The organism is Methanospirillum hungatei (assembly GCF_020216685.1).
Lineage (GTDB): Archaea > Halobacteriota > Methanomicrobia > Methanomicrobiales > Methanospirillaceae > Methanospirillum > Methanospirillum hungatei_B.
Window position 1 is genome coordinate 1 of record NZ_JAIWNS010000267.1, and the last position, 4,526, is coordinate 4,526.

The 4,526-nt window shown below is 45.7% G+C and carries 5 protein-coding genes; 1 reads left to right on the plus strand and 4 read right to left on the minus strand.

Features of this window, described 5'->3' with window-relative positions; genetic code table 11:
- Positions 1 to 131 precede the first annotated feature (131 nt).
- On the plus strand, positions 132 to 356 hold the full coding sequence (locus LDL35_RS14625) for a hypothetical protein (RefSeq protein WP_304023762.1): 225 nt from the start codon (positions 132 to 134) through the stop codon (positions 354 to 356).
- 42 nt (positions 357 to 398) lie between these two features.
- On the opposite strand, the gene LDL35_RS14630 is transcribed toward LDL35_RS14625, so the two are convergent.
- Genes LDL35_RS14630 through LDL35_RS14645 form a run of 4 tightly spaced genes read right to left on the minus strand, consistent with a single transcriptional unit; the run spans position 399 to position 4,417 of the window.
- Positions 399 to 1,829, minus strand: coding sequence for a nucleotide sugar dehydrogenase (locus LDL35_RS14630; RefSeq protein ID WP_304023764.1), 1,431 nt, complete (start codon positions 1,827 to 1,829; stop codon positions 399 to 401).
- Positions 1,819 to 2,736 (minus strand): Gfo/Idh/MocA family oxidoreductase, encoded by a 918-nt coding sequence (locus LDL35_RS14635; RefSeq protein WP_304023766.1) that lies wholly within the window; start codon positions 2,734 to 2,736, stop codon positions 1,819 to 1,821. The genes LDL35_RS14630 and LDL35_RS14635 overlap by 11 nt, the downstream gene beginning before the upstream one ends.
- Positions 2,736 to 3,824 (minus strand): DegT/DnrJ/EryC1/StrS family aminotransferase, encoded by a 1,089-nt coding sequence (locus LDL35_RS14640; RefSeq protein ID WP_304023768.1) that lies wholly within the window; start codon positions 3,822 to 3,824, stop codon positions 2,736 to 2,738. Before LDL35_RS14640 ends, LDL35_RS14635 begins: the two co-directional genes overlap by 1 nt.
- Complete coding sequence (locus tag LDL35_RS14645; RefSeq protein ID WP_304023770.1) at positions 3,821 to 4,417, minus strand: acyltransferase; 597 nt, start codon at positions 4,415 to 4,417, stop codon at positions 3,821 to 3,823. The genes LDL35_RS14640 and LDL35_RS14645 overlap by 4 nt, the downstream gene beginning before the upstream one ends.
- Between the last annotated feature and the right edge of the window lie 109 nt (positions 4,418 to 4,526).

Consider the following 4,526-nt stretch of genomic DNA (forward strand, 5'->3'; position numbering starts at 1 on the left):
GTTTCGTTGAATGTCGTTGACGAAAAAATCACTACAGAAGAAATAGTTTAGTTTCCAATGGATGTTTCAGATTCATTCGGAGATACTGGATAAACATTAAGATATTTAAACTGCCCCTCCCATATACAATTATGGCTGAGTCTGCAGTATACAGCATTAGAATTGATCCCCGTATACGTTCTCTAATGGATGAGATGAAAGACGAAGATGTACAGGCAGATATTCGATCCCTCATAGAAATATATGTGAAAAGAAAAAGAAAAGAACAACTTCTGCAAAAGGCAACAAAAATATGCAGCCAAATGAGTTCAGGACCCGATGCAGTATCAATAATAAGAGAGGATCGGGATGGATAATTCATCTGCTGTCTTTGATTCATTATGGTGTAAAAGGGATTTTTAATCTCTCGGATGACAGTTCTTATCCCCTCTCCCAACTCCCTCATACACAAATCCGGCTCTGATGATCACATCAGGATCAACAATATTCCTCCCATCAACTAAAACAGGAAAAGGTCTCATCATTCTCTTTACCCATTCATAATCCAGGGTATAATACATCCGGTGAGCGGTCATAAGAACAAGGACATCTGCATCTTTCACCACCGGTCCAATATCCGATGAAAGGTCGATCCCAGGATAGACATGGACCCATGGATCATGAATCTCTGTAACTGCTCCATGTATCTTACAGATAGTAACAAACTGTTCTGTCGGAGTATTTCGTGCATCATCAGTATTCGGAAGAAATGAAAATCCCAGTATAGCAATCCTGGAGCCGGAGACCTCTTTTCCAACACACGAAAGGCCCTGTCTGACCAGATGAAACATATGACGGGGCATAAAGTCATTCACATGCCGGGCCAGAACAAACAATGATTCGTGACCCTGGGGATAATCAAGCGGAGATATACCAGCCACGTCCACCCCCCGCTCCAGGTGATAGGTATCCTTTGTCAGACAATGCCCACCAACACCCGCTCCCGGCCATAAAATTGCACGGGTGATCCCTTCTCCTTTCAGAGAATCAATACCGGCCCTGACATCATAGAAATTGACCCCCATGGCCTCACAATATAATGCTAACTGATTTGCTGCAGCTATCTGGAGATCCCGGAAGGTATTCTCTGCAGTTTTGGTCACTTCTGCTGCAGTTGCGGTCATCGGTATGATCTGTCCTTTCGTGAGAACCGGTTGGTATAACTCAATTGCCCGTCGGGTAGAATTGTCATCAATCCCTCCAACGATCCGGTCATGCTCCTGAATATTCTGAATAAGCCGTCCTACCATGACACGTTCAGGAGCGTGCGCCAGAGCAAAATCACATCCGGCGAGAAGCCCTGACTCCTCCTCAAGTATCTCCCTTGCCCATCCACAGGTCGTTCCGGGAGTTATCGTAGATTCAAGGACCACAAGTGTACCTCTGGTCAGATACTTCCCGGCCTGCCGCAAACCCTCCTCAAGAGCGGTAAGATCCGGTATCAGATCTTCTGGGTTTTGAAACGGAGTCTGAATCGCGATAGTCACTGCATCACATTCCTGAATACGGGTGAAGTCATCGGTGCAGTGAAATATTCCCTTATGCACAACATCTGCCAACAACTCATCCAGACCAGGCTCTTCACCTTTTAAGGGATTTTTTCCTTCGCTCATCATCCGGATTTTATACCCGGATGAAGGAGAATTTCGCTGAAATCCATAGACCTTTTGAATACCGGGAACTGAAGCAAAGAGAGCAGCAGAAGGGATCCCGACATATCCCATCCCGATAACTCCAATCGTCCTGATGGGCCCTCTTTGTTTGAACACAGCGGATAATTCAGTTGCCATGAGAAAGCCCCCGGACAATGTGTTCACAGACTTCAAGATTCATAACCGCCTGTTCAGGAGTCACAGGAAAATCTTTCCCGGTCCGGACGGAGTCCAGGAATGACAAGAGTTCATCGCGAAGTGGCTCCTTCTTGGTTACCTGCACTTTTTCTACAATATTCTCCTGAACATACCGCTCATTTTCTACAGAATAAAGGCCGGGTTTGCGGTAGATATAAACCTCCTGAGTCATGAAATCCCCTTCGATGGTAATATCCTCCTGTTCAATGTGAATCATTCGTATCTTCTTTGATGCTTTTCTGCTGGCAGAGAGATAGACCGGAGTATTGCCACATTGACATAATGCCATCGCTACATCCCGTGTTCCCCGTGAAAAGACGTCAAGGGGATCCTGGAACAGGGAATGAAGAATTATGTCAATGTCATGGATCATAAGATCTTCAACTACTGAACTGGCAGTGATCCTGGATGATGTCGGATTATGCCTCTTTAGTTCTACATACAGAGGGTTTGCGATGATTCTTGAGATTTCTTTCACAATAGGGTTAAAGCGCTCAATATGTCCGACTCCGACTATGGTCCCTTTTGGAATGTTCTTTATGAGCTCATGACCCTCCGCTGAAGTAAGGCATATTGGTTTTTCAATAAGGGTGTTCATTCCGGTTGTGATTATCTCCTGTGCTGATTGATAATGAAGAGGAGTGGGGACACAGAGACTGACAGCATCTACATTTTTCAGGAGTTCCTGGATAGAACCTGCCACTTCTGCGTTGTTCTGCTCTGCAACTATCCGTGCCTGATCCTGATGTACATCATATACGAAAAGAGACTGTACTGGCTTTAACTCAGAATATATCCTGACATGATTCCGGCCCATCATCCCGGTCCCGATCACCCCGACATCCATTATTCACATCCATTGATTGCACGAGTTATTGAATCTCGTTGTTCCAGCGTCAGGCCCGGATACACCGGAAGACTGAGTATCTCTCGGGAGATCTTTTCAGATACCGGGCACCCACCTGTTCGAATCTTCCCTTCATATACCGGTTGTTTATGGATAGGTATCGGGTAATGAATGGCTGTTCCGATACCTTTCCTGTTCAGATCGGAAACAAGCTCATCACGAGTAATGTCAGCCTGATCGGTAACCCGGATGGCATACTGATGATATACATGAGTTAATTCCTGTCTGACGAAAGGGAGTATGATGCCGCGACGGACAATGTTTTTTGAAAAGAAATCTGCATTCTCCTGCCGGGACTGATTCATTTTCGGGAGTTTTCGTAGCTGTACACGCCCGATTGCGGCAGCAATGTCAGTAAGTCTGAAATTATACCCTAACTCGGTATGCAGGTACTTCTCTTTCTGACCATGATTTATGAGCAGTCGTATCCGGTCAATGAATTCAGGATTAATACTGGTTACCATACCGCCTTCTCCACAGGTCATATTCTTGGTCGGGTAAAACGAAAAACAGCCACAGGTCCCATAACTTCCCACGGCCCTGCCCTTATACTGTGCGCCATGTGCCTGTGCACAATCCTCGATGAAATGGAGTGCGTGATCTGAACAGATGTCAGATAGTGCACGGATATCACATGGCTGGCCAAAAAGATGGACGCCGATTATGGCTTTTGTGTGTGGTGAGATCAGTTCAGGAACCTTTTCTGGATCAATACAATATGTTTTTTCCTCAATGTCTGCAAGAACCGGAGAGGCGCCACACATGCTGACGGATGTTGCAGAGGCGATGAAGGTAAAGGAAGGAACAATGACCTCATCACCTGGCCCTATACCAAGTGCTGCCATCGCCATATGAAGTGCCGTTGTCCCGTTGCTTGTGGCAACTGCATGAGGAGTCCCACAAAAATCTGCAAATTCTTTCTCGAAATGAATGACTTCCTGTCCGGATGCGAGCATACCTGAAGAAATCACCCTGGCTGCGGCATCTGCTTCTTCCTGCCCAACACAGGGACGGGCTACAGGGATCATTTCTGAATCGCTCCCTCCGGAAGTGGTTTTATTCGGGCAGGTGAACCAATCGCAAGCGAGAATGGGGGAACATCTTTGGTTACAACCGACGCTGCTGCAATGAGGGATCCCTCCCCGATGGTTACCCCCGGCAGTATTGTAGAATTTGCACCTATTGAAGCATGATCACGAATGATTGGACCGATGAGGTTCTTTCCTCCATGAGGGGGATATTTATCATTTGTCAGAACGGCATTCGGTCCGATAAAAACATAATTTCCTAGTTCTGAATTGGTCGGTACATACACCATACTCTGAAGGTTGACATGGTCCCCAATCGTGCAGTTGCCTTCTATGATTACTCCGGTTCCAAGAGAGACATGATTGCCCAGTACCGTTTTTTCCCGGACGAGGACATTATGACCGGTTGAGAAATGGGATCCGGTCCGGACATCAGCATATAGTATGGTGCCGGATCGAATGATGGCATTATCTCCAATTATTACACCCGGATGATCCTTCATTCCAATATAATTCCGGGAAGGAAAACCGAGCGTTACCGGATCAAAGATTTGTACATTTTTTCCAATCTGATTATTGCCATATTCGAACATGATTATCACATAATTATTCTATGAGTTACGCGGTTAAGTTAACCGAAAGATCTTTATATATTTAAAGCTTACTATTTTTATTAGGTTGGTGACAGTAAGTGCAGCCCCA